Source organism: Arthrobacter sp. B1805, from assembly GCF_002929745.1.
Taxonomy (GTDB): Bacteria; Actinomycetota; Actinomycetes; order Actinomycetales; family Micrococcaceae; genus Arthrobacter_D.
In genome coordinates this window covers 1-339 of record NZ_PJIQ01000082.1, presented here as the reverse complement: position 1 = coordinate 339, position 339 = coordinate 1, and the positions used below count along the sequence as shown (strand labels likewise).

Annotated in this window: 1 pseudogene; it reads right to left on the bottom strand. The window is 48.1% G+C overall.

Annotation, left to right across the window (positions count from 1 at the left end):
* Positions 1–62: 62 nt before the first annotated feature.
* A pseudogene (eno, locus tag CXQ96_RS17975) lies at positions 63–339 on the bottom strand (phosphopyruvate hydratase); the annotation flags it as partial.

The following is a 339-nucleotide window of genomic DNA, read 5'->3' as shown; positions in this document are numbered from 1 at the left end:
TGGACTGAAAACAAAGCCTTCTATCAAAAACCAGTAGTTTGTTTGACTGAAAACTCTACACCTTAGTAGGGCTCAACAGGTGCACGGAACTTTGCTCCAGCATACACTGCTTCAGCACCAAGCTCTTCTTCAATACGCAAGAGCTGATTGTATTTGGCAAGACGCTCGGACCTGCATGGAGCTCCGGTCTTGATTTGACCCGTGGATAGACCAACAGAAAGGTCAGCAATGAAAGTATCTTCGGTTTCTCCACTGCGGTGGCTGGCCATCACACCCCACCCAGCATGCTTGGACATCTTCACGGCCTCAATACTCTCAGTGACAGATCCAATTTGGTTA